Source organism: Leptospiraceae bacterium (assembly GCA_024233835.1).
Lineage (GTDB): Bacteria > Spirochaetota > Leptospiria > Leptospirales > Leptospiraceae > JACKPC01.
In genome coordinates this window covers 1-23,285 of the sequence record JACKPC010000010.1, presented here as the reverse complement: position 1 = coordinate 23,285, position 23,285 = coordinate 1, and the positions used below count along the sequence as shown (strand labels likewise).

Below are 23,285 nucleotides of genomic sequence, written 5' to 3'. Positions count from 1 at the left end.
TATTTCCTATGAGTCTTCTACAAAAATCAATTACCCTGAAGCCAAGGCCGAGAGGTTTTCATCTGGTAACACAGGATATATTGTCTGCTTTTCCGGAAATTCGAACTGTAAAAGTCGGTATTTTATTTTTACTTCTTCAGCATACCAGTGCTTCTCTCTCCCTTAATGAGAATGCTGATAGTTCGGTTCGTCGTGACTTTGAGAAGTTTTTCAATGAACAGGTTCCGAATAAGGCGTATTTTGAGCATAATTATGAGGGAGAGGATGATATGCCTGCCCATATCAAAAGTTCAATTATGGGCGTGCAGTTGCATATTCCGATAACGGAAGGACGATTGAACCTTGGAACCTGGCAGGGAATCTATCTCTGCGAACACAGAGACCGGGCTGGAGCCAGGACGATTATTGCTACTCTATTGCAATAGTTAGTATTCACTCAAAAATTCGAGTAAACGTAAGCAAAATCCACCGATGCTTCGCTTGCTTCCCGGAAAAGAGCTTTTTCTAATTACTCGATAAAGATTACCCGCTTCGGATTATTCTTGTTATAGGCGATTTTCATATAAGTTCCGGGTACAAGACCGAATGCCGTTTCGGGATACAGGGTACTTCGCTTAGAAGTAAGTATTTTTCTCCCATCCGGAGCATAAAATTCCAGATTTAGCTTATATACAGGAACTCGATTTATTCGCATAGAGGTTCTTTCTATTGAGAGGAGCTTTGCATCGCTTGTTATAATGGAAGGATGAGAAGCCTGATACATTCCCTCTAAAATAGAGTCCGCTATAGAGTTTTTTATAAAGAGTGTTAAGAAAATTCCGAGAGGAAAAAGGATAAGGGGAAGTATAATCAGAGGCAGAAACTTTAGGTAATCTATAAAGGATATATTAGAAAAATCATAAATACTGCTTAGCCAGTTTTTCGATATATAATGAAATGCTAATTGTCCGGTTCCCATATAACCCAGGGCAAACTGTCCTATAGAAAAAAAACCGATAGCAAATTGAGCGATGATAATCATTCCCGTTCCAAATTGACAGAGGGTAATGCCGAGTCCAAAAATCGCTTGCCCCAGACCGAAAAAAAGACCTACCCCGAATTGAGCGATAGTAATGATGCCGCTTGCAAATTGGCCGATAGCAATAAAACCTATGGCTTTTCTTCCCAGGGCAAAAAAACCAAAAGCGGTCTTTTGTCTTTCTCCGGGCTTTTTTCCGATTACAATATGATAGAGAGGAATACCAAAAAGTTTTTGTTCTGATTTTTTTTCAAAGGCCATGAAGATATTATAAACCTGAACTTGTATATGACAAGAGATTTTAAAAACATAATAAAAAGAATATGATTTTACTTGACTTTTTAATCGTCTTTACTCCTATCATCGTTTTACTGGTAGGAGAGGCACTATGTTACGGATAGCAGGACCCGGAGATCTGGACTCGCTTGTGGAGGTGGAAAATAAAGCATTTCCTTCGGATAGGTTTACTCGAAGGAATTTTCGATATTTATTGAGTAAGGGAAATACGCTTACCTTTGTTTTTGAGGAAGATAAAAAGGTTTTAGCTTATGGAATGCTTTTATTTCACTCGGGCACTTCCCTTGCCAGACTGTATTCTATAGCCGTAGTACCCGAAGCACAGGGGAAAGGTATAGCAAAGGAGATGCTGAAGAATCTGGAAGCAGAAGCCAGGGAGCGGGATTGCATCAGTATGAGGCTTGAGGTTCGAAAAGACAACGCTAAGGCAATTGAAGTTTACGAGAAAAACGGCTACAAAAAGTTTGGTAGTATTTTAGAATATTACGAAGATGGGATGGAAGCTTTACGCTATGAAAAGTTATTGGTTCCCCAGCTTGAACAGGAACTTGTAAAAGTTCCGTATTATGAGCAAACCCTTGATTTTACCTGTGGACCTGCATCCATTATGATGGCTATGAACACCATTGAGCCGAATCTGAAACTGGATAGAAGTCTTGAGTTGAAAATTTGGCGAGAATCTACCACTGTTTTCATGACATCAGGTCACGGTGGTTGTGGTCCTTACGGTCTGGCTCTCGCGGCATACAGAAGGGGTTTTGATGTTGAAATATACTTGAAAGAAAAAGAACCCATGTTTTTAGATTCTGTACGTAACTTGGAGAAGAAGGAAGTTATGAAATTGGTCCAGGAGGATTTCATGGAAGAAATCCAAAAACTCCCTATATTAGTAGAGTATCATACTTTAAGTCTGGAGGACATTATCCAGAAGTTTAACGAGGGCGGAATACCTGTAGTTTTAATAAGTTCCTATAGAATTTATCGTGAAAAATTTCCCCACTGGGTTGTAATTACAGGATATGATGACAAGTATATATACTCACACGATCCCTTTGTAGATTACGAGAAACACAAATCACCGACAGACTCAATCAATATGCCCATACTAAAAAAAGAGTTCCAGAAAATGGCATCCTATGGTAAAACAGGACAGAAAGCATCTATCATTATTAAAAAGAGAGGAAATAATTTGTGAATCCCAAGACCGAATCAGTATCAAGGTATATTGTTCTTATCGAAAGGCATAAAGACTGGAAAAATTCTTTCCCAAATATCCCGGTTATAACGGTAGATGAGTATCTATCCGGTAACTACAATACTGCATTTCAAAAAGTACGTTTTATTAATTTATGTAGAAGTTATAAGTATTTAAGTAAAGGCTACTATTCTTCTCTTTTAGCAGAAGCCCGAAAAGAGAAAATTATACCTTCGGTAGAAACAATTCGGGATTTAAGTAATAAATCTATTTATACCCATAATGCTGAAACCATAGATGAATCTTTACCTAGAAAGTTTCCGGGTGCAAATGAAAATCTCGGAGTAACCGGTTTTCAAATTTACATTTTCTTTGGAATTACGGATATAAGTGAATTAAAAGAAGCTGCCCGGTTAATTTATGATGGTTTTCGCTTTCCTCTTTTAAAGGTAGAGTTTCGTTACGATAAATCCTGGAAATTAAACGCAATAAAACCTCTCACAATTAATGCAATTCCTCCGGAAAAAGAAGAGCTTTTTATCGAAGCTCTGGTAAGTTATACGCATAAGAAGTGGCAATCTCCGAGAACTAAAAATGTAGCGAGATATGATCTGGCCATTTTACATAATCCTCAAGAAAAACTTCCTCCTTCTAATAAACAGGCATTAAGAAATTTTATCCGTGTTGGAAAGAAACTGAATATAGATGTTGAGTTAATTCAGAAAAAGGATTATACACGTTTAGCTGAATACGACGCACTTTTTATTCGGGAAACAACAGCTATCGAACACTATACCTATCTTTTTGCCCGGAAAGCCCAAAACGAAGGGATGATAGTGATTGATGATCCAAACTCTATAAGGCTTTGTACAAATAAAGTATTTTTAGCTGAAATTTTACAGAGAAATAAAATAGCAACACCCAAGACGCTTATATTATTGAAAGATGATATAGAATATTTGGAGAGTCAACTCGGATACCCGGTGGTTTTGAAGATCCCGGAGGGAGCTTTTTCTTTAGGAGTATTCAAGGCAACGAATCGAGAAGAAGCTCAGTCCATTATGGATAAGCTATTTAAAGAGTCTGATATTATTCTGGTTCAGGAGTATTTATATACCGAATTTGATTGGAGAGTGGGAGTTTTAAACAATGAACCACTTTTTGTATCCAAATATTTCATGTCAAAATCTCACTGGCAGATTTATAATCACAGTGCAAGTGGTAAAGATAAAACCGGTGAAGCAAGCAGTATAGCGATTCAGGATGTGCCTAAAGAAGTTTTAAAATTGGCCTTATCAGCTACAAAATTAATTGGAGACGGATTATACGGTGTAGATCTAAAACAAAATGAAAAAGGAGTTTATGTGATTGAAATCAATGATAATCCAAATATCGATGCGGGTGTGGAAGATATTTTACTTAAAGATGAGATTTATCTTCGGATTATGAAAGAATTCGCCAAACGAATTGAAAGTAAAGGATTGAATTCTAAGACCTGAAGTGGAAGTAGGGCTGTCTAAAAGGTGGCACTAAAGCGACTTCCTATACAGCCCCTACGTTCATATCATTTTCTTATTTTAAAAAGTTTACTTCTGTAGGTACATACAACTTATCAAAGCGAACTTTGATATAGGAAGAGGGAATATTCGGGATAGGTAAAACCATAGAATATTCGGCGTGTTGTAGAGCACCATTATCATAAAACTCCTTTAAGAGATTGAACTTTTCATTATTCAGGTAAATAAACTTTTCCCTGGATAGAAGCTTTCCTTTACTATTTAAAGATTTTTTATAATAAAGTTTTCCCTGTCTATTGTAGCTGAAAAGGGTTGAAAAAACTCCCTCCGAAACGGGATTTCCATCTATATCGAAAGCTTCTTCAGAAATCTTTTGACCTTTTGCATTAAACTTATTTACATAGGCAGCGGCCCCGGTAAAAGGATCAGCCTTTCGTTTTAATGAAGCATCATAGAACTCTTCTAAAGCTTTACAATCTTTTTCGAATGGATTGTGGCGTAAGCAAACCGGGTTCAAACTGTATTTATAGAGAGCGATTCCACCGGCATCTCCTACAAGTTTTCCCTGTTTATTTTTTGTTTCTCTGAAAAAGACAAGATTACCCTCTCTATCGGTTTCTTTTCTAAGGCTGATTCGGGCAATTCCTAAATTATTCTCAATAAGCTCATCTTTTTCATTGCGATACTCGGTTAAGACTTCTCTACCGGAATCATCAAAGGAAAATAGATAGCGTGCAATTCCGAGAGGATCATTTTTTAACTTACCATCTACTCCATAGGATTCTTTTAAAAGCATGTTTCCATTATCATCGTAAAGATAACGATACCGTGCAATTCCGGAACTATCACTCGTGGGTTTTCCATCTTCTCCTTTAAAACTTGTAGCTATTCGATTTCCTTTTAGATTGAAAAGATAGCGGTACTCCGCAATACCGAGAGAATTGGCCTTTGGTTTATTCTCTGATGAAAAGTATTGGATTAAGCTAATGCAATTATCATAAGAATCTTCATTGCTGAGTTTTATACAGGGCTCATAGTATTCGTTTCTGGTTTTGGCAATGGTCTGTCCGTTTCCGATAAGCTTATTTTGAGCATTGAACATCTCATGAATATGCACTTTACCGAAAGAAAAGTTTTTATATATATTTTTAGCAACCCCTCTATCGTCTTCTTTTAGTTTGCCGGTTCTGTCATAATAAGCTGAAAGACTGAGAAGACCGAAGTCATCGTATTGTTTTTCTATTTTCGCAATTCCTCTTGAATCTTCTTTTGCTTTCCCGTTCTTATCAAAAAAACTTTCAAGGGTTTTACAATTTTCATCTGTTTCTTTATTTTTTAAGAGACAGGTAGCATTGTATTTGGATATAATTTTTGCGATTCCTCTAAAATCTTCTTTTGGCTTTCCGTTAGAACCAAAAGTTTCTTGAATAGCAGGTTGTTTTTGGTCCTCGTATTTAAACTGGTAGAGAGCGAAGCCATCTTCATTTTCTACAGGTTGATTTTTCTTATTTAAAAATTCAATAAGAATACGGTTATCTCGGGAATCATATTTGAATAGGATTTTGGAAATGCCCTGCTTATCGTTAATGGGTTTATGTTTTTTGGATAAATAGATCTCTGATAAAAGTTTGCCTGTTCTGGAAAAGCTTCTTCGGATCATATAAACTCCATTTGCATTTTTTACCTGCTGGCAGTCTTTTGAATAATAAGACTCTTCTACTATATTACCATTGTTGTCGAATGCTCTTTCAACAAATCGAATGTTGGGAACCGAACGGCTTAGTTCCGGTTCGGAATATCTGGCTTTAAAGAATCCATTATTGTAGCTTATGCCCAGACCACAATTTGCATCACCACTTTTTCCTTCCCGGAAAACCGCGATAGCCCTTAAGCCGGGAGAATAGTGCAAACGAATGGAAGAGATACCGTTTAGCTCAGTACTTTCTTTTTTGCCGGTTTCAGTTTCTCTGTAGAACTTAATTTCTTTTGTCCGATTTTCCTGGTTGAATAAAAAGTTTGCTTTTAATTGCTTATGGTTTTCATCGAGGTATGTCTTCTTCACCTTAATTTCTTTTGCAAGAAGATAACCCGGTGCAATCAATACAAAACAGGTGATAATGAACTTACTCATTGGATTTGATAAATGCTTCTGTAAAATCATAATTGAATATCTTTGACTCCTTTATTTCTACCTGACTCAGGCCACTTTCAGTATTGTTAAATTCCATTTTAAAACCCTTGCTAACTAAGAAATTAGCACCCGGAACAATACTTCCCGGGAAGGTTTTTACTTTTTTTCCATTAATAAACAGCACAGCCCGAAACCCATCTTTTTTTTCTGATATAACTATATTCGCTTCATTTAAATTCCCTTTTTCATCCCAATAATGATTTTTCCATTTCCCCTTCCATTCCGGATTTAACTTTTTTGGAAGAAAAACCCTGTGGTTTGTAATATAAGTCTTATCTTTATAAGAATGAGCTAAAGCATTTGTTCCGTTGGATTCTCCTCTTAAGACGGCAAAAGAACGAACAGAATATAAATATAGACTTCCGTCTCCTGTTGGAATTTCACCGGAATAGGATGTTTCCGATGCTTTTACACTAGCAATAAATGTGTAAACATTATCGTTTAACTTTTTCCTGAAAATATTATAGGCTTCTGCTCCCTTTACTTCTTTCCAATACAGGGTAAATTTTGTTTTATCTCCTTTTTTTAAGAAAAAGTTATCAGGAGGAAGAAGGCTTTGCTGACCTCTTTTTGCATAGGGATTTACATACCCTTTGTCGTAATTACTATAGGGAGCGTAACCATGAGGGTTAGAAGCAATGATAGAATAATAAAACTCCCTTCCATTTCGGATATCAAAAGAATCGTCAATAAAGCCCTCCCTGTCAGTTTTTCCGAGGAGCTTCCATTGACGGCTATCCGGGTTAAAACGATAGATATAATAGGTATTAGCTCCTATAGAGGCCAGCCAGGCGAGAGCAATTTTGTCTCCAAATGTGCCTTTACTTGCGTTCAGATTTACAACTTTGGAAGGAGGAGCTGTTTCTGTTGGAATAAAAATTTGAGCCGGGTCACTGTATTCTTTACCCAGATTGCTAATGACAACATAGCTATATTTCATTCCGGCTTGAATAGAAGAATCATAAAGATAGGTATCTTTTATCCTGGATTTGTTATATTTCCAGCGTTTGTTCGCATGTTCATATTTATACACGAGATAATAGGAAGCGGAGGGAAGAGTATCCCAATTGAGTCGTACATAAGTTTTGCCGGCCCGCTTTTCTAAGCTAAGTACTAAATTTAAAACCTTTAAACTGGAAGGAAGTGGCTTGTCTTCTTTGGAAAATCCTTCTGCAACCGGTGATAAATTTAAAACCGAACTCTGTCCTTTTTCTGTAACTGCTACGATTCGATAGAAATAGCCCAGTCCCGGGCTTATACCGGAATCTTCATAGGAAGTTGACGTGCTTTCTCCAATTTTATGAAAACTGTCCTTACTTTCAGGATTTGCCCTGTAAATTTCATAGCCGACGGCTTCTTTTACCGAAGTCCAATTCAGGACGATTCGGTCGCTGTAGGTTCCCTGTGAGGCATTTACCTGTAAAGGAGGTCGGATTTCTTCTTCCTGTTTTTCTGGCTCGGGTTTTGAGTCCTGCCTGTCTTTTAGTACATAGAGATATTTGGCTCTCTCCGGAAAGTGTCGATAGGAAATCCAGCCGTAACCGTTTTCTCCCCACCATTTACTCCAGGAATTGATGATTTTAAACGCCCCCCTGTGACCGTTAGGAGAAGTCTGGGAGTCATCATAACCTACAATAGTCATGGCGTGCCCTCCTCCGGTTAGGATTCCGATTGTATCAAGGAACTTTCCTTTTTTGAAATCTTTTAGGTTATTATCTACTAAAAAACCTCCTATAATGGGGTTTCCTGCTGCAAGTTCAGACTTCAGGGATTGAATATTATTCTGGTTTAAGCGCTTATAGGACTCCCCTTTATAACGGGAAGCTATTTTTAAGACCGACTGGGAAGGTTGGGTTCTATAGTCTCGGTCAGAATAAGGCATGTATTTCCAGGGAATGGCCCCTTTTTTCACTATAAGATCCAGGGCCTCAGAGATACTCGAACCCCTATCGACTCCACCATTTATCTGGTTATAAGTAAAAGCAGGCGAGAAAATGGTGCTGGCTTCGCCTGTTTTGCGGTCCGGGTCAAAATCATAGCTCCAGTTTCTTTCTACTTTTTCCTGGTAGGATTTTAAGGCATAGGTACTTGCCCAACCTACACAGCTTCCCTGTTGACCCTGTGAACCCACCGGTGGCATATTATTGCTTAGATCAACTCGGGAAGGGAGTCCTCTGTGCATTATAAAATTCGATTCAGAAAGAGGAATGGAGCGATAACTAACCGGGTTTTCGGGAATAAGACCGCAGCCTTTCCCGGAGTCTACACAGTCTTTCGGCATAAAATCATAAGGATTGATTTTATCACCGGCAAAAATAGAGAAACTATTTAAAATGATAAAAGAAAAAAAGAGAATTTTTATTGTATATAAAATATCTATAGTTTTTAATTTCATAAGAAAAGAAAAATGAAAAAAAAATCTATGTCAATTGAATTGTTATCTTTTTCTTTTTTTTATGGTCAACTGGTTTTGGAAAGTAAGTAGGGAATTAAAATTCTTTTAGTAGAATGGTATCCGCTACTCCTACTTACTACCGGTTTAAACCGGTAGTCAAGGAAATTTTGAGTGGATATGCAGAATGGAGTCATAATGAAACTGGAATTTGAGAATCCAAGTGCTTTGATTTATTATAATCCTGAAATTCATTGCATTGAAGTCCACTGGAACTCTACTGACCTGTTTCGATTTGAAGAGTATAAGGAAGTTCTGAATCAGGGACTGAAGCTTTTAATCCTGCATCAGACCAATAAATGGCTTGCGGATACCCGCGAAATCAGTAGGATATCAGTAGAAGGAAAGGATTGGCTGGAAAGAGATTGGTTTTTACGGGTAATAAAGTCTATCAAAAAGATAAGAATAGCAATCTTATTACCCTATAGTCCCTTAACCAAGTTGAGCATTGATCATACCCTAAATATTGATGTTTTAGAACAAAAATACTTTCAAGAACTTGATGAAGCCAGAGGATGGCTAAAAAAGGCATAGAGAATTTGATGAAGTATCTGGGACAGGTAATCGAGATCCGCTGTATGGAATGGAAAACTTTTGAAGTAACCATGCTGATAGAGGAAGAAGGCATCTTTTACCGTGTTATGGACAGATATCGATTTGAAACAAGAGAAGATTTCACCTATTATAAAGTCATTCTTATCGTGAATGAAGAAGGGATTACCATGAACCCCCTCGAGGAAGCAATTTCTTGCATGGAAATTTATACAGAGAACGAATTTGAAGATGTAGAAGGAACGAATAAAGAGTCAAGATGGCAGGTGGGGGCTATCATTGATCAATTAGTATACGACATTATTTCCAGTGAACTTCTAAGTCCTATTGATTCCGAAGACATACCGGAAGCCGATTTATAGAAATATTCTTATTCCGAGTTTTTATCTTTCAGCTTCAAAGCAGAAAAACTATTGCTATTTTCTCTTCCTTATCTTACACTGAACTTATGAGTTTTTTAAATAATGTAGTAAAAGAATTGGCCGATTCAGGTTTGGATAAAAACCTTCAGGGTATAGATGTGGGTAATATTGCCAAAACCCTCCTTTCCTCTCAGGGAGGTACTTCTCAAATCGATATGATTGTTTCGGTTCTTAAGAAAAATGGTCTGGATGAAAAGGTGACTTCCTGGGTTGGGCAGGGTAAGAATGCCTCTATTTCTGAGTCAGAACTAACAAAAGCTTTAGGGAATGGAACTATTTCTGAATTATCTAATAAGCTTGGAATTGACTCTTCCAAAGTAGTACCTATACTTACCAGTTTACTACCTGTGATAGTAAACCAGCTTACACCGGAAGGAAAAGAAGGCGGTGACGGAAGTTTACTATCTTCTGGAGTGAATCTATTAAAAGGATTCCTTTAATAAGAAGTAAGGGAGATTGCAACTAAACGTTTATTCTGCTTACTAAAAGAAATAGATTTTTTCAAAGAGCCTAAAGAAGAAAAACATCTAAAAGTATAAAAGGATATTACAGGATGGTATGTGGGAATAAACATATCATCTGTAATATTCTTGAAACTGATATAGTAAGATCTCCGAAACTATAAAAGACGGGTTCATGAAATGCTTACAAGTCATTCTCATGTTCTTTAATATTCCTTGTTTTAATTAATAGATTACTATCAAATAATAATTGATTTGCCTGGCTTATTACATCCTGCGATTTAATGTTTGATAATTTTGCTTTTGCAATATTCATAAAGCGTTCGGAGAGACCATGATAGTAAGTGTTTCATAAACCCACCCCCGGTTGCACCGTGCCCCGGAGGTAGAATTTAAGTTGTAGCTGCTGAGTCTTCTTTTTGTTTTTTTGCGATAGCCTGCGGAGTCAAATCTTTCGGATCGAAATTGGGATTTCTCACTATCTCATCAAAAACGGTTTTAAGATATTGATAAGGATCCAGACCGCATAGTTTTGCATTTTCAATCAGAGTATAATAAATTGCACTTGCCCTTGCACCACTGGGAGAATAGGAAAATTGCCAATTCTTTCTTCCCAGTGCAAATGGACGAATGGCATTTTCTACCAGATTTGTGTCCGGTGTAATATCTCCATTATATATAAATATTATTAATTTATCATAATGAGATATAAAATATCTCATTGCTTTATATAGATCACCTGAAGGTTCCATAACCGAGAGTTCGCTCGCAATGAAAACTTTCATTCGTTCCATTATCGGAAGACTATGTCTTTGCCGTCGCTTTTCGAGTTTATCTTTATTATGGTGTATTTTTAATTGATAATAAGATTCTTCTAATCTATATAGTCTGTTATATTCCTCTAAAACATGATTTACAGACTTATTATTTTTAATCGATTTATAAATATCAGTAAACTTCCTTCTTGCGTGAACATTACAACCGGCATGTTCATCTTCAGAAACAATAGAAGATAAATGTGCATTATAGGTTCCGAGACCATCCGTTTGAATGATTCCCTTGTAGCCAAATAGAAAGTCTTTTAGGAATTTTGCACTTCTCGATTGGTCATAGTGAAAATATACTGCACTCTCAATCTCTCCTACCAGACCGCTGCGAAAACACCACATCCAGGATAAATTGGTTCCTTTCCTGCCCGGCTCATTGATTACCTGTAAGCGAGTTTCATCTATTTGAACAGCATGAGCGAATTGTACTTGTTGTAAAATTTGATTTGCTATAGACTCAAGCTTTTCTGAAACAGTTATAAAATTCCTCGCTATGGTAGCTCTTGAAATGGTGACACCTGAGCGCTTTAATATATTAGATATTCTGTTTATAGGAAGATGGTCGCAATACTTTTGTGTTATCATATATGCCAGACTATCACGATGCAGAATCGCTTTAGGGATTAGCTGGAGAAGCGGAGGTTTTGATTTTACACCGGGACGATTTTCATCACCGCTACCTTCGCATTTCTTACAAACATATTGAGGCCGAATCGTCTTCACAACAACAAACTGAGCCGGGATGATTTTTAGCTTTTCAAGAACTTCCGGATTCGGTAAAGGTGTCAGCACACAACCACATCCGCATGTCTTTTCGTGCTCTTCAAGGTCAAGAATCACTTCTTCTCTCGGTAAGTTCGGATCTAATCCGTCTCGCTTTCCACGCTTTTTCTTCTTTTTTCTATGCTCTTTTACTAAAATAGTTTTCTCTTCATCAACTATTTGTTCTGCTTCGTTGAAGAGTAGTGCCTGTTTTTGTTCGTCAGGTGTCCACTTCTCTGATTTTTTATTATACAACTGGTTTCTGTAATACTCTATTTTCTCATCTTTCAATTTGTTTAAAGATTCAAGAGATTTGATAATCCTGGAAAATTCCTGAAGCTTTTCATATTGCTTCTGAATTAGCTTATGCAGTTCTTGAGTATCTGTTGAAAGTTCGGTAGGTTTCATGAATATTACAGATGATATGTTTATTCCCACATACCATCTGTAAAGAATTATTTTATACTTTTAGATATTTTTCTTCTTGATGCTCCTTGAAAAAATCTATTCCTTTGAGTAGCCAGAGCAAGCGTTGATTTGAAATCTCTTTTACTTCCTCATCCGTATTGACCCAGGGAAACTTTTGTTTGGACAGTTTCTTCTGCCAGAGGCAAAACCCATTCTTATCCCAATACAAGACTTTCAACATATTTTTGCGTTTATTGCAGAATATAAACAGACTCTTATCAAAGGGTGATAAGTTCATTTCTGTCTGAACCAACTGAGTAAGTGTGTTAATTGATTTTCTCATATCCGTTACTCCCGGACGTATATAAACACGACGCCTCATGAGAAATCCCAAAACATAATTTGGAATCTTAGATTTATCTTACATTCTATCATTCCTTTCTGATTGACACTGATACTCAATAGCGGGCTTTGTTCCGAGTTCTCTTCCTTTTGTTCATAATCCAAAAACCCGAGCTCTTCGAAGGGGTATTCTTTTAGACTTGTCTCAGGAGGTTTTGTAGACTTCTTCAGATTGTATCTGAAGGACGAATAGGATAGGCTATGTTCTTTACAATAGGCCATGCAGCTCTTGCCGCTTGCCTGCCAGTTCTCGATATGTTCTTCCCAGTTTTGTATTGCTTTCATGGACAAGGTATACCACAGTTCCCGGGATTTGGGAAGGTGGGTTCATGATACGCTTACCCATGATATCTTACAGAATTGTCGTTGATTTTTAAAATAAAAGTAGGTGTAAAAAATATATCATACTTATCAAATTCTTCCATGTTATCAGGATAAGTAAAAATCTCTATATCAATAAAATTTAAATCATTTTTAAAAAGATTACAAAATTGCCCAATAGAGCTATCATCCTTTTCTGCAAATATTTTGATTTCAAGTTTATGATTCAGTTTCATTAGATTTTTCTTTTTTGCTCAACATCCTGCATTGATAAATCTTTTGTTTTTAGTCGTAGTTCAGCTTCTTCAACAGCTTTTTGCAACTCGCTTTTAGTGTTTTCAAAGTTTTCTTTTTTAATTTCCGTTTCTGAATGAAACTGTTTTTCTAAAAATTGTTGCTTGCGTTTTAGGAGCTCAATTTCCTCAATTAGTCTTTTCCTTTCGGCGTTTTCTTGTGCTTGTTGAATCAATCGTTTTGAACCGGTAACCATACCTTCAGCACCAATATAAACATCCATAAGGTGAATGCCACTACTACTAAGAATAAACTCTCTTAGTTGGTTTGAATGAGCCATTCCTCTCGACTTTAGTATTTTTAAAACACGATTTCGCTCATTATTTTGTTCTATCATTTGCAATGAAATCCAGGTATCCATTAATGAAGAAACACTTTCATCTGTTTCCTCAAGATGACCGGAACCTCTTATTAAAGAAGTAAACAAACAAGTAATATTATTATCTTTCAGATGATCAATCATCCGCACTAAAAAAGATTTAACAGACTCTCCGTTATCGGGGCTGATAAAATTACTTACCGGGTCAAGAATAACTAATTGGGGTTGAAATTTCTCAATAAGTTGAAACATGAAAAGTAAATGATGTTCAAGACCTATAGTTGAGGAGCGAGTGGCATGAATATTTAATAATCCTTTATCTTTCCATTGTTCTAAATTTATTCCTATTGAATTGTAATTTCTAAAAATCTGTGCTTCAGATTCTTCAAAAGCAAAGTAGATGCACTTTTCACCAGTTTTACATGTTTGATTTGCAAAAAAACCTGCTATGCTGGATTTACCGCATCCTGAGGTACCACTAATTAAAACACTACTTCCTCTGAATATTCCACCGTGCAACATCACATCTAAATCAGGAATACCAGTTGATATTTTGTCGTAAGATGCCGTATGCGTTAAACCGAGAGATGTTATGGGGTACACATAGTTTCCACTCTCAGAAATAATATAGGGGTAGGCATTTAGTCCATGTGTGGTACCTCTGTATTTTATTATTCTCAATTTACGAGTAACAATTTCGCTTATTATATTCTGCTCGAGATGTATTACACAATCCGATACGAATTCATCGAATGGGTATTTGGATTGTCCGTTTATTTGCTCTGAAGTAATTATCAATGTAATGTCCTGTTGCGTAAACCTTCTGAGGAAATTGCGGAATTGCCATCTGAACGATTTACTATCACCTACTACATCCCATAAACTTTCGAGAGTATCAAATACAAGCTTTGTAGCATTTGTTTTCTTTAATAAGTGCTCAACCCGTTCACCAAGCACATTTATGGAAATTTCCCCTTCCGAATAGCTTTCGTAATCGTTAATTCCAAAATAATCTATCTTCAGTAGTTTTTGCATTTCAGGTGAAGATAAATTCCAACCAAAAGAACTTATATCTTCCATTATCTGGTTTACTGTATTTTCGAATGATATGTAAACACCCGGTTCTTTATCAAGCATTGCACTTTTTAGCAGTATTTCTATTGCAAGCAGGGTTTTTCCTGTACCGGCGCTTCCCTTTAGCATGGTAATTCGCCCCTGAGGTATTCCTCCATGCAAAACTTCATCAAGTCCTTTGATACCCGTTTGAATTTTTTTAATAATCATAATTTTGTTCTTTACGATCTTAATAATATACTAATTGTTTGCAAGTTATAACTTTTCAATTTCTTCTATACTTAGCCCTGTAGCAGCAGAAATAGTTTTACTATCGACTCCGGCTAATTTAAAATTTTTAGCTATCTCTAATGTATTAGATTTTTCTGCTTTTTCTTTCTCCCGCTGAACAGCTAACTCCACTCTTCCTCTTTCATCCTGTTCTCACATGAGAAAATAGTCGTAACTATCTAGTTCGTCTTTTGTCCAATTATGCCTGTCTGAAAGAGTATAGGCTTCTTTTAATCCTTCATCATCAACATTGTCTGGAATTACTTCTAAATTCTCCGCATTTTTGATGAAGTAAATCCATTTGTCAGTAAGACTTTTACAGTCTTCTAATTCTTGTTTAAACTTGGGTAACTCTATAAAATCAAAGTTAATATCTTTTAGTTCATTCTTCCTGATTTTAGTATTAAGAATCAAATGTTCGGTGAGATAATCTTCACCTTCATAATATTCAAACTCTAATATTCCAATAAAAACTACCGGAGTTAATTTGGAATATTCATCCCCTTTTTCTATCTGAGAGGCGTATTCTTTGGATACATAATATTGAACTCTTTTGTCAAACCCGGCAATTCTCGGAAGCTGGAATGTATTACGAAATTCGAGGTCCACAATCCTTCTCTCTCCTTTTAGATTCAAAATTGAGTTTAAGAAGGAGATAAGGATAACTTTTTTACCTTCATTGCCAAAAATTTCCCAAAAAGCAATATCATTTTTAGGATCAGCGAATTTCATAAGAAAATATTGAAATCTAATTAGAAAAAGTCAATTAAAAGACTGGAAAATTATTAGGATTCACGGATTTTTCGGTCTAATTTCCCACTTGAGATTCTTTTTATAACAGCCATCTGCCGGAGTATATTCTGCATAAATACAAGAATTAGAAAAAAGAAGCATGGAAAACTAACATAGACTGTTGGGAAAAATACCAGAGTTAAGTGAATCGAAAAAGGTTACGCTGGCAATACTTTCTAACGTCCCGAGTGCATGTGATGTTGCACATCATCATCTTTTGTACAATTTCATATGATCTCTGCTTGAGGGCTGTTTTTTTGATGTATACTATTAAGCCAATGCAAATTCGGCATATTGTCTGGCACAGATCAATGTTCTGAATAAAGATTTAATTGATAAAGAAAGAAGTAGTAGAAAAAACTAAAACACAAGACATACTGTTTATCAGAATAGCAAGCGTCATTTTTTTCATTGACAAATACAGGATTTTTTAATACTCAAGGAGTATGGAACTTGAACAACAAAAACTTTATAATGATATTCTTAATTTCGAAATTGATGAAAAAACTGCCAGGGTACCCTATAGCCATCGCTTATCTAAAGAAAATAACTGGACTTTAGACTTTACACGAAGGGTTATATTAGAATATAAAAAATTTGTCTTCCTTGCTATTGTTTGTGACAGAGCTGTTACCCCATCAAAAGTAATTGATGAAGCCTGGCACTTACATATGATTTATACACATTCTTACTGGGATGAATTTTGTGCAAAAGTTTTAAATTTCAAACTTCACCATGTTCCCGGAAACGGAAACGAAATCGAAGAAATAAAGTTTAAACAGCAATATCAAAAAACTTTAGATAGCTATAAGCATTACTTCGGTGAACTACCACCTTCAGATATATGGGGAGCTGTAGAAGTCAAGCCAGCAAAAAAAAAATCACAAAGTTTAAAAAAAACAAAACAGCTTTCACCTTATATTATCTTTTTATCGTGTCTTTATTTAATTAGTTGTGAAAATCCATTTAACTTTTCAGGACCTAATTTTCTTATATTCTATGCAGTTGTTTTTATCCTGATGTTACTATTTGCGATTGTTCTACGAATGACTCTTCCCCGCAAAGATCCCATATTATATAAATGGTTACCGGCAATTTTTATGTTTATTACAGCAGTTGTAGGTCTGGCTAAAATCGAAATAGGCATTAGAAGAAATAAGCCGGTTTTATATCTTATTATCGCGAGTATTATCAGTCTTTTTGTAGGTATCTTGTTTTTAATAGACTGGAAAACAGGAAGGGGAGGTGGTGGTAGCATTGGTAGCTCCCGACACAGTAGTTGCAGTGATCATAACAGTAGCTGTAGCAGTACAGATAGTAGTTCAGATAGTAGTAGCAGTGGTTGTGGTGGTTGTAGCAGCAGTGATTGATGAAGCTTAATAGCAAAAAACTAAGCGCATATTTGGTTTAATAAGACAGACAGAAATATTACAGCATTTGATTGGGAAAAGGTGTTAAGAATTAAGGATTAAGAATCATACAAGCGGAATTGAAACCAAATTTGTAATGATTTCCCTTTGTCGGGGTTCTAAAAATTAAAAAGGAGTCTTATCATGAAAATTAATCGAATAATTTTACTTTATATTTTTATATTTCTTTATATAAAAACAAAAGCAGACTATCTCCTCTTAAAGAATGGAAGAACGATAGAAAATGTAAAGGTTAAAATTGAGAATATCCATGTACGGGTGAGTCATTCAAACGGAAAAAAGGAGCTAATTAAAAAAGCTACTGTAAAAAGGTTAACTTTAAAACCGGTTGTATGGAGAAATTTTAATCAGGAAGAAATTCAAAAAGGAATATATGAAAAAGAAAGGATTCGTGTAGCAGATGCACTTTTAGAGAATGAGGATTGGGTATTCCCTGAACTATAACCGATAATAATACTGGTTTGATCTGGCAACAATGCTCTAAGGTCTTTCGGTTTTGGTTTAGCATTTTTTACTTTTTGTATAAACTTACGAAAAATTAGCTTTACTTCCTTTTGTAAAATACTTAGAAAGTTTATAAAATTAAAAGGCTCGTTTTTATCAGAGGTTTAATCCAATCATAATAAATAGATAATACACGGGAAATATATACAGAAATAAATGGAAATACTTGATTACCTAATTGCTTTCTTTTCTAATTACGGCTATGTCGCCGTTTTTTCGGTTCTGATTCTCTGCGGTTTCGGACTACCCGTTCCGGAAGACATTACCCTTGTTTCCGGAGGAGTCATTGCCGGGCTCGGCCTTGCAAATGAACATCTCATGTTTGTTGTCGGGATGGCCGGAGTTCTGGCAGGCGACCTGATTGTTTTCTCTGCCGGTAAGTTTTATGGAAATGAAATCCTGAAAAAAGAATGGGTTGCCAAAATCATGACTCGAGAACGGTATTATAAGGTTCAAAAGAGCTTTGAGAAATACGGTAAATGGGTTGTCTTCATGGGCAGGTTCATGCCGGGTCTCAGAATGCCGATTTATTTGTCTGCCGGAATCAGCAATCGGGTCAGTGTGCCATTATTTTTAGTGACAGACTTCTTGGCTGCGATTATTAGTGTTCCTATCTGGGTTTATCTCGGATACTATGGTGCTTCAAAGCGGGACTGGCTCATGCAAATGGTTCACCAGGGACAGATGGGAGTTTTAATTGCAGTGGGTCTTATTCTTCTCATCATAGGTACGGTAGTATTTATAAAAAAATACAGAAGACAGGCTGACAATACATAGAAGTCTTTCTTTGATAAATAAAAAAGGGTAAGGGTGCTGATAGAGTAAGAGAGTGTTTTAAAGAGGAACAGGAGTTGCTTGATGGACATATTATCTCAACCGGTATTAGTTTTAAATTCCAGCTATTTACCCATATCCATTCGTTCGGTAAAAGATGCGATTTGCCTCGTACTTCTTAAAAAAGCAGAGGTTCTAAAAGCGGCTAAGGATTCTTTTATCCGTTCAGAAAAGCTACGCATACCGGTTCCCAATGTTATTATCATCCAGGGTTATTACAAGTTTCCGATAAAAAACCGAAAACCCAACCGACAAAATATTCTGGCTCGAGACAATTACACCTGTGTTTACTGCGGAAAAGCTCCTGGACCTTCTAAACTCACCATGGATCACATTATCCCAAAAAGCCGTTGGGATAGTGTCAGCAAGGAATTAAGACTCAGGTATGAGTTCCAATCCTGGGAAAATGTTGTAACTGCCTGCAAACCCTGCAATACCAAAAAGGGAAGCAAGCTACTTTCCGAATTAATGTGGAAAAATCCTGAATTATCAGAGAATAAAAAACAGTTTCATTCTATATTAAATATAAGCCAATCTACCAGTGAAAAGTTTGGCTGGAACGATTTTTTATTTACCTGAAACACTCTTTAAGAATTATAGGTCAGTCATGAAAATTTTTTCTTTTTCTTACCTGGCCTTATTCTTACTACTTTCCTGTTCTAATTATTCTACCAATAAGATAAAAACGGTCCCCCCTACCCTTGTTTCTATCACTGCTTCAAATGGAGGTTACATCCTGAAAATCCGTGCCAATAATCCGGAAGTCTTCTTTTTAGGCTACCGTTTGTATATGGGCACAACCGAAAGTGAGGCTAGAAACCCGGCGGACCTATCTTCCGGTGCAAACTGTGTAAATGGTTTAAGGACAATTCCCAATCAGCCTATAGAATACAGCATGGAAATAAACTCGGATCCCAACATTAATTCCGGAACCATGTGTAAATTTCAGGTAAATGTTCAATCGGGACAATATATTTCTATTCGGGGATTACTTCTCTCGATTAATTTAAGCAATGCTTCCGACTCAGTTTCTCCTTCCCAGCCTTCCAATGCAATAATAGTTCCCTGAATAAAATTATTTATTGACAAACCTTTCCTCTTCGGTTAATAAATTATGTATTAACTGCTGTTCGGATATTACCGGGGGGAATATGAATCGATTACTCTTAGAAATAGAACCTGATCTCGGGCTTGAAAATGAAATTTCTATTCAGGATATAAATACCCATGAGGATACGGAAGAATTTGAAAAAGCTAATTACCTCTTCTTAGAATTAATTGCTCCTGCCATTCTCTACCAAACAGAGTTTATCAATAGTTCTTATCTATCTACTCTAAATCATCATATACATTACGACACTCTAATGAAGCAGTTTTCCTCCGGAATTGAATTACCCTATTACGAGTTTTTATTAGAGGAAGCAAGGGAGGAAATTCATACACTAAATGAAATCTTAGATAGAGAATCGAAGCTGGCCTTCAGGAGAATTCAAAAATTTAAGACGCTTATTTTTGCCTTTGATGAATATGTATCTAAAAAAAATTTGCAACAACAAGCTATCCAAACAAAATTCATCCGTGAAAACATAGAAAAAGTCGAGGAACATTACCGACATATCTCGAAAAATACAGAAACCCTTCAAAATCGGCATCGAAAAGATAGGGTTTTTCATAAGTCTTTTTCTGAAATTGAATTAGATGTAGAATACTACGAAAAAATTCTTTCCCTTCTTGTTTAATTCCTACGCACTTCCGAAGGAACTTTGCATCTCGGAGAGAACTCTTTGCATCTCGGAGAATTAAAAGGCCAACTAAAAAAATAGTTGCCTTATGCCATCAGGATGCCTGAGGCCCTTCGATTAAGTAAACACTCCCTACTTTTGATTAATTATGGAATCTCTGAATGTAAGATTCTTGTTTTGTCCAAAATAAATTGCTCTTTTGCAAAAATTTTCGTTTTTACTACGTCTTTTGGAATAGGTATCAGCTTATGAAACTTGCACGAAATCTTATTATATTTATTTTTATTACCTTTGGAACCATTCAATGTACCTCATGGCCTTCTTTAATCTTCATGCTTTTAGGAGGTGGAGGCGGAAAAGGAGGGATTATTTTTTTACCGCCGGGTAATAGTCCAAGTTCAACCGAAGCCGGTAAGGATTCCACGTCTCCACTTGTTCCCTCTACCGGAACCGGCACAGGAACCAATACGGGAACAGGGACCGGAAACGATACAAATACTCCAACAGGAACAGGGACCGGAAGCGATACAACGACTCCAACAGGAACAGGAACCGGCACACCTACCGGTCAAACAGCCTCCATCCCGGCTATTCAATCCAGTTCTACAAAACAGGGAAGCGGTTCTTATACAGTAGGTTCTCTTCTTGAAATTGAGCTTCATTTCTCAGAACCGGTTCAGGTTTCCGGAACTCCGAGTATCAAATTAAATAATGGCCAAACAGTTTCTTATTCATCCGGTTCGGGAACCAATTCCCTTATTTTTTCCTATACCGTAGCCAGTCTGGACGATATTGTAGGTCTGGATCTTTCAAGTTCTTCTTCTCTTTCTTTAAATGGAGGTAGTATAAAAAATCTCGACTCTTCCCTCGATGCAAGCCTCTCGGTTCCCAGTCCGGGTTCTGCGAATTCTATCAGCGGACAGGAGAATATTATCATTGATACCTTACCTCCTACTATTTCTAATATTAGCAGTACAAACATTAACGGATCTTATGGTCAGGGAAGTAAGGTAAATATCCAGCTTACTTTTACAGAAGCAGTTACTGTTAATAACAATTCAGGCACTCCTTTTTTAACCTTAAATACTTCTCCGACAATCGCTAATGCGAGTTATGTATCCGGTTCCGGTACTAATACATTATTTTTTACTTATATTGTTTCCAATGGAGAAAATTCATCCGACCTGGATGTCACTTCCCTTATTTTAAATGGTAGCAGTATAGTGGATGAGGCCGGTAATAATGTTCTTCTGAGTCCTTTTCCCTCCGGGGGTTCTAATTCTTTATCTTATAATCATAATATTTTGATTAATACAATCGTTCCCGGTATTAGCTTTTTAAGCGGAAGTTCTAGTGGTCTTGAATCTGTAAGCTCTGTGTCTCTGGAAGTAAAACTTTCTGAAGCCTCTCTCATCGAAACTTCTGTCGTATTTTCCGTGAGTGCTGGAACCGCTTCCGGCAATGGTATTGATTATACTTTAAATTCCGGCACTCTTACTTTTCAACCCGGTGAAACCAGTAAAACCATTACTTTCTCTGTTATAGATGATTCGATTTATGAAACCAATGAAACGATTGTAATTTCTTTAAGTTCTTTTTCCAACCTGGCTCCCGGTAATTTTATAGACCATACGTATTCAATTTTGAATAATGATCCTGCTCCCGAAATTTCTTTTATGTTACCATCTTCAAATGGTTCTGAATCGGTGAATACGGTTATGATTCCTGTAAATGTAATGGGTAATACAGCTCTCGGTTCGAATGTTTCTTATACCATCAGCGGCGGTTCGGCTACCGGCTCCGGAACAGATTACACTCTAAGTTCCGGCACTTTACTATTCAACCCGGGTGAAACTTCTAAGAACATTGTCCTTGCTATTACCAACGATACTCTTTCTGAGTTAGATGAAACCATCGAGATTACTTTATCCAATCCAAATAATGCAAGTCTGGGTGCTAATACAGCTTTTACTTATACGATCAATGACAATGATGCACCACTGCTTGCTTTTGATTCTACCTCTGCCTCCGATTCCGAAGCGAACACTTCTGTGAATATTCCCGTTTCCTTAACAGGGCCTCAGTCGGCAAGCGTGACTGTAAACTACTCTGTAACAGCAGGAACTGCAAGCGGTTCCGGCACGGACTATACTCTGAGAGATGGAACTCTGACTTTCAGTGCAGGTGAAACGACTAAGAACATAACTCTTGCTATCACGAATGATACTCTCTCCGAGTTAGATGAAACCATCGAGATTACTTTATCCAATCCGACTAATGCAAGTCTGGGTGCGAATACAGCTTTTACTTATACGATTCAGGATAACGATGCCCCACTGCTTGCTTTTGATTCCACCTCAGCCTCCGGTTCCGAAGCAACTACTTCTGTGAATATTCCCGTTTCCTTAAGCGGCCCTCAGTCGGCAAGCGTAACTGTAAACTACTCTGTTACAGCAGGAACTGCCAGCGGTTCAGGCACGGACTATACTCTGAGCGATGGAACTCTGACTTTCAGTGCAGGTGAAACGACTAAGAACATAACTCTTGCTATCACGAATGATACTCTTTCTGAGCTGGATGAAACCATCGAGATTACTTTATCCAATCCAAATAATGCAAGTCTGGGTGTTAATACAGCTTTTACTTATACGATTCAGGATAACGATGCACCGCAACTTGCCTTTGATTCAAGCTCTGCCTCCGGTTCCGAAGCAACTACTTCTGTGAATATTCCCGTTTCCTTAACAGGGCCCCAGTCGGCAAGCGTGACTGTAAACTACTCTGTAACAGCAGGAACTGCCAGCGGTTCCGGCACGGACTATACTCTGAGCGATGGAACTCTGACTTTCAGTGCAGGTGAAACGACTAAGAACATCGTCCTTGCTATCACGAATGATACTCTTTCTGAGTTAGATGAAACCATCGAGATTACCTTATCCAATCCAAATAATGCAAGTCTGGGTGCGAATACAGCTTTTACTTATACGATTCAGGATAACGATGCCCCACTGCTTGCTTTTGATTCTACCTCAGCTTCCGGTTCCGAAGCTACTGTTTCTGTAAATATTCCCGTTTCCTTAAGCGGCCCTCAGTCAGGTGCTATATCTATAGACTATGCTATCAGCGGCGGTTCGGCTACCGGCTCCGGAACAGATTACACTCTAAGTTCCGGCACTTTACTATTCAACCCGGGTGAAACGA

23 protein-coding genes are annotated in these 23,285 nt (G+C 37.0%); 13 read left to right on the top strand and 10 right to left on the bottom strand.

The window, feature by feature from the left end:
* Positions 1–8: 8 nt before the first annotated feature.
* Positions 9–425: a YjbQ family protein gene (locus H7A25_26630; GenBank protein ID MCP5503504.1), complete on the top strand. Its 417-nt coding sequence runs from the start codon at positions 9–11 to the stop codon at positions 423–425.
* An 83-nt stretch (positions 426–508) separates the two neighbouring features.
* Here H7A25_26630 and H7A25_26625 read toward each other — a convergent pair whose 3' ends face one another.
* Positions 509–1,279 carry a hypothetical protein gene (locus H7A25_26625; protein MCP5503503.1) on the bottom strand — a complete coding sequence of 257 codons (771 nt, stop codon included), beginning with the start codon at positions 1,277–1,279 and terminating at the stop codon, positions 509–511.
* A 127-nt stretch (positions 1,280–1,406) separates the two neighbouring features.
* Here H7A25_26625 and rimI point away from each other — a divergent pair, with 127 nt between their 5' ends.
* On the top strand, positions 1,407–2,510 hold the full coding sequence (gene rimI / locus H7A25_26620) for a ribosomal protein S18-alanine N-acetyltransferase (protein MCP5503502.1): 1,104 nt from the start codon (positions 1,407–1,409) through the stop codon (positions 2,508–2,510).
* Entirely contained in the window at positions 2,507–4,009 is a 1,503-nt protein-coding gene (locus H7A25_26615; protein ID MCP5503501.1) for a RimK family protein, read from the top strand. The genes rimI and H7A25_26615 overlap by 4 nt, the downstream gene beginning before the upstream one ends.
* Positions 4,010–4,082: 73 nt before the next feature.
* Here H7A25_26615 and H7A25_26610 read toward each other — a convergent pair whose 3' ends face one another.
* Positions 4,083–6,158 (bottom strand): hypothetical protein, encoded by a 2,076-nt coding sequence (locus tag H7A25_26610; GenBank protein MCP5503500.1) that lies wholly within the window; start codon positions 6,156–6,158, stop codon positions 4,083–4,085.
* Positions 6,151–8,613, bottom strand: a complete 2,463-nt coding sequence (locus H7A25_26605; GenBank protein MCP5503499.1) for a hypothetical protein — start codon at positions 8,611–8,613, stop codon at positions 6,151–6,153. The genes H7A25_26610 and H7A25_26605 overlap by 8 nt, the downstream gene beginning before the upstream one ends.
* Positions 8,614–8,808: 195 nt before the next feature.
* Between H7A25_26605 and H7A25_26600 the strand changes: the two genes are divergently transcribed.
* The 3 genes from H7A25_26600 to H7A25_26590 all read left to right on the top strand — a co-directional run bounded on the left by H7A25_26600 (position 8,809) and on the right by H7A25_26590 (position 10,084).
* On the top strand, positions 8,809–9,204 hold the full coding sequence (locus H7A25_26600) for a hypothetical protein (GenBank protein MCP5503498.1): 396 nt from the start codon (positions 8,809–8,811) through the stop codon (positions 9,202–9,204).
* The gene (locus H7A25_26595) at positions 9,186–9,584 is read left to right on the top strand and encodes a hypothetical protein (GenBank protein ID MCP5503497.1); all 399 of its coding nucleotides are present in this window, start codon (positions 9,186–9,188) and stop codon (positions 9,582–9,584) included. The genes H7A25_26600 and H7A25_26595 overlap by 19 nt, the downstream gene beginning before the upstream one ends.
* 86 nt (positions 9,585–9,670) lie before the next feature.
* Positions 9,671–10,084, top strand: coding sequence for a DUF937 domain-containing protein (locus H7A25_26590; GenBank protein MCP5503496.1), 414 nt, complete (start codon positions 9,671–9,673; stop codon positions 10,082–10,084).
* Positions 10,085–10,497: 413 nt separating this feature from the next.
* Here the strand turns inward: H7A25_26590 and H7A25_26585 are convergent, their stop codons facing one another.
* The 7 genes from H7A25_26585 to H7A25_26555 are packed head-to-tail and all read right to left on the bottom strand — an operon-like array spanning position 10,498 to position 15,514.
* Positions 10,498–12,102 carry an IS66 family transposase gene (locus tag H7A25_26585; protein ID MCP5503495.1) on the bottom strand — a complete coding sequence of 535 codons (1,605 nt, stop codon included), beginning with the start codon at positions 12,100–12,102 and terminating at the stop codon, positions 10,498–10,500.
* A gap of 52 nt (positions 12,103–12,154) precedes the next feature.
* A complete protein-coding gene (tnpB, locus tag H7A25_26580) occupies positions 12,155–12,445 on the bottom strand; it encodes an IS66 family insertion sequence element accessory protein TnpB (GenBank protein MCP5503494.1) in 291 nt (96 codons plus the stop codon).
* Between the two features lie 35 nt (positions 12,446–12,480).
* Positions 12,481–12,789, bottom strand: coding sequence for a hypothetical protein (locus H7A25_26575; protein ID MCP5503493.1), 309 nt, complete (start codon positions 12,787–12,789; stop codon positions 12,481–12,483).
* A gap of 53 nt (positions 12,790–12,842) precedes the next feature.
* On the bottom strand, positions 12,843–13,061 hold the full coding sequence (locus H7A25_26570) for a hypothetical protein (protein ID MCP5503492.1): 219 nt from the start codon (positions 13,059–13,061) through the stop codon (positions 12,843–12,845).
* A complete protein-coding gene (gene kaiC / locus H7A25_26565; GenBank protein ID MCP5503491.1) occupies positions 13,061–14,722 on the bottom strand; it encodes a circadian clock protein KaiC in 1,662 nt (553 codons plus the stop codon). Before kaiC ends, H7A25_26570 begins: the two co-directional genes overlap by 1 nt.
* A 45-nt stretch (positions 14,723–14,767) precedes the next feature.
* Positions 14,768–14,914 (bottom strand): hypothetical protein, encoded by a 147-nt coding sequence (locus H7A25_26560; protein ID MCP5503490.1) that lies wholly within the window; start codon positions 14,912–14,914, stop codon positions 14,768–14,770.
* A 21-nt stretch (positions 14,915–14,935) separates the two neighbouring features.
* Entirely contained in the window at positions 14,936–15,514 is a 579-nt protein-coding gene (locus H7A25_26555) for a PD-(D/E)XK nuclease family transposase (GenBank protein MCP5503489.1), read from the bottom strand.
* Between the two features lie 506 nt (positions 15,515–16,020).
* Here H7A25_26555 and H7A25_26550 point away from each other — a divergent pair.
* The 7 genes from H7A25_26550 to H7A25_26520 form a co-directional block, all read left to right on the top strand.
* Complete coding sequence (locus H7A25_26550) at positions 16,021–16,944, top strand: hypothetical protein (GenBank protein ID MCP5503488.1); 924 nt, start codon at positions 16,021–16,023, stop codon at positions 16,942–16,944.
* A gap of 183 nt (positions 16,945–17,127) precedes the next feature.
* Positions 17,128–17,448: a hypothetical protein gene (locus tag H7A25_26545; GenBank protein MCP5503487.1), complete on the top strand. Its 321-nt coding sequence runs from the start codon at positions 17,128–17,130 to the stop codon at positions 17,446–17,448.
* Between the two features lie 216 nt (positions 17,449–17,664).
* Positions 17,665–18,285 carry a DedA family protein gene (locus tag H7A25_26540; protein ID MCP5503486.1) on the top strand — a complete coding sequence of 207 codons (621 nt, stop codon included), beginning with the start codon at positions 17,665–17,667 and terminating at the stop codon, positions 18,283–18,285.
* An 81-nt stretch (positions 18,286–18,366) separates the two neighbouring features.
* Positions 18,367–18,921 carry an HNH endonuclease gene (locus H7A25_26535; GenBank protein MCP5503485.1) on the top strand — a complete coding sequence of 185 codons (555 nt, stop codon included), beginning with the start codon at positions 18,367–18,369 and terminating at the stop codon, positions 18,919–18,921.
* Between the two features lie 28 nt (positions 18,922–18,949).
* Positions 18,950–19,411: a hypothetical protein gene (locus H7A25_26530; GenBank protein ID MCP5503484.1), complete on the top strand. Its 462-nt coding sequence runs from the start codon at positions 18,950–18,952 to the stop codon at positions 19,409–19,411.
* 82 nt (positions 19,412–19,493) lie between these two features.
* Positions 19,494–20,081, top strand: coding sequence for a hypothetical protein (locus H7A25_26525; GenBank protein ID MCP5503483.1), 588 nt, complete (start codon positions 19,494–19,496; stop codon positions 20,079–20,081).
* Positions 20,082–20,332: 251 nt separating this feature from the next.
* On the top strand, positions 20,333–23,285 hold a 2,953-nt coding region (locus tag H7A25_26520; GenBank protein MCP5503482.1), incomplete at its 3' end, for a hypothetical protein.

What these genes read in the sequence shown, in the direction of transcription:
- rimI (MCP5503502.1), top strand. Translation starts at nt 1,407, where the DNA reads ATGTTACGGATAGCAGGACCCGGAGATCTGGACTCGCTTGTGGAGGTG.
- H7A25_26610 (MCP5503500.1), bottom strand. Translation starts at nt 6,158, where the DNA reads ATGAGTAAGTTCATTATCACCTGTTTTGTATTGATTGCACCGGGTTAT.
- H7A25_26535 (MCP5503485.1), top strand. Translation starts at nt 18,367, where the DNA reads ATGGACATATTATCTCAACCGGTATTAGTTTTAAATTCCAGCTATTTA.
- H7A25_26575 (MCP5503493.1), bottom strand. Translation starts at nt 12,789, where the DNA reads ATGAAAGCAATACAAAACTGGGAAGAACATATCGAGAACTGGCAGGCA.
- H7A25_26550 (MCP5503488.1), top strand. Translation starts at nt 16,021, where the DNA reads ATGGAACTTGAACAACAAAAACTTTATAATGATATTCTTAATTTCGAA.
- H7A25_26600 (MCP5503498.1), top strand. Translation starts at nt 8,809, where the DNA reads ATGAAACTGGAATTTGAGAATCCAAGTGCTTTGATTTATTATAATCCT.
- H7A25_26605 (MCP5503499.1), bottom strand. Translation starts at nt 8,613, where the DNA reads ATGAAATTAAAAACTATAGATATTTTATATACAATAAAAATTCTCTTT.
- kaiC (MCP5503491.1), bottom strand. Translation starts at nt 14,722, where the DNA reads ATGATTATTAAAAAAATTCAAACGGGTATCAAAGGACTTGATGAAGTT.
- H7A25_26530 (MCP5503484.1), top strand. Translation starts at nt 18,950, where the DNA reads ATGAAAATTTTTTCTTTTTCTTACCTGGCCTTATTCTTACTACTTTCC.
- H7A25_26595 (MCP5503497.1), top strand. Translation starts at nt 9,186, where the DNA reads ATGGCTAAAAAAGGCATAGAGAATTTGATGAAGTATCTGGGACAGGTA.
- H7A25_26570 (MCP5503492.1), bottom strand. Translation starts at nt 13,061, where the DNA reads ATGAAACTGAATCATAAACTTGAAATCAAAATATTTGCAGAAAAGGAT.
- H7A25_26540 (MCP5503486.1), top strand. Translation starts at nt 17,665, where the DNA reads ATGGAAATACTTGATTACCTAATTGCTTTCTTTTCTAATTACGGCTAT.
- H7A25_26525 (MCP5503483.1), top strand. Translation starts at nt 19,494, where the DNA reads ATGAATCGATTACTCTTAGAAATAGAACCTGATCTCGGGCTTGAAAAT.
- H7A25_26590 (MCP5503496.1), top strand. Translation starts at nt 9,671, where the DNA reads ATGAGTTTTTTAAATAATGTAGTAAAAGAATTGGCCGATTCAGGTTTG.
- H7A25_26630 (MCP5503504.1), top strand. Translation starts at nt 9, where the DNA reads ATGAGTCTTCTACAAAAATCAATTACCCTGAAGCCAAGGCCGAGAGGT.
- tnpB (MCP5503494.1), bottom strand. Translation starts at nt 12,445, where the DNA reads ATGAGAAAATCAATTAACACACTTACTCAGTTGGTTCAGACAGAAATG.
- H7A25_26625 (MCP5503503.1), bottom strand. Translation starts at nt 1,279, where the DNA reads ATGGCCTTTGAAAAAAAATCAGAACAAAAACTTTTTGGTATTCCTCTC.
- H7A25_26555 (MCP5503489.1), bottom strand. Translation starts at nt 15,514, where the DNA reads ATGAAATTCGCTGATCCTAAAAATGATATTGCTTTTTGGGAAATTTTT.
- H7A25_26585 (MCP5503495.1), bottom strand. Translation starts at nt 12,102, where the DNA reads ATGAAACCTACCGAACTTTCAACAGATACTCAAGAACTGCATAAGCTA.
- H7A25_26545 (MCP5503487.1), top strand. Translation starts at nt 17,128, where the DNA reads ATGAAAATTAATCGAATAATTTTACTTTATATTTTTATATTTCTTTAT.